Below are 633 nucleotides of genomic sequence, written 5' to 3'. Positions count from 1 at the left end.
GAGCAAGATTTATAGATACTCGGGCTTTGAGTGAGTTAAACAACATCCATATCGCTTTGACGAACGCGCTCGGCAAGCTGTTTGTAGCGATCCGCAATCGTGTCACCAAATACAGGGTCGTCTTCGCTCTCTGTCCATAGGCTTTCGACGTGTTGCCAGTCTTCAGTAGTAAAAAGCTCTTCAATTAATGGCAGGATTTTTCTCTCTTCGAGCTCAAGGTGACGCTTTTGCGACTCAATGAAATCTTCTAGCTGAGCAATAAAGATGTCTTGAGGAACAACCGCATCTTGCAAAATCATCTCAATGAGCATCGAAAACTCTTTGGTCTTCTCGGCGAGCTCTTGGTGCTCTTTCTCCAAGTTTTCCATGGTTTGTTGCTTACCATAATGCTTGAGGAAATGATGGTAGAGAATATCTTCTTTCGGATGATGAATTTTTTCCGAATGGTTTGAGAGGTAATCAACAATCTCGCTTACTAGCGAGTAATTAATGGCGTTTTCTTCTTTTATTTCGTTGAGTTTATGGCGCAATATGGCCAGCAGGCGAACCATGTAGCCGTGTTCGCGTCGAATTCTTTCGATCATCATAGCGTCTCTCCTTAACACCTACTTTCAATAAGTGTACATGAGAAAT

1 protein-coding gene is annotated in these 633 nt (G+C 42.7%); it reads right to left on the bottom strand.

Features of this window, described 5'->3' with window-relative positions:
- Nucleotides 1-35: 35 nt before the first annotated feature.
- The gene (locus R8N47_RS26095; RefSeq protein ID WP_318186216.1) at nt 36-587 is read right to left on the bottom strand and encodes a hemerythrin domain-containing protein; all 552 of its coding nucleotides are present in this window, start codon (nt 585-587) and stop codon (nt 36-38) included.
- Between the last annotated feature and the right edge of the window lie 46 nt (nt 588-633).

Source organism: Vibrio sp. 2132-1 (assembly GCF_033344315.1).
This window is presented reverse-complemented; position numbering and strand designations above follow the sequence as displayed.

What these genes read in the sequence shown, in the direction of transcription:
- R8N47_RS26095 (WP_318186216.1), bottom strand. Translation starts at nt 587, where the DNA reads ATGATGATCGAAAGAATTCGACGCGAACACGGCTACATGGTTCGCCTG.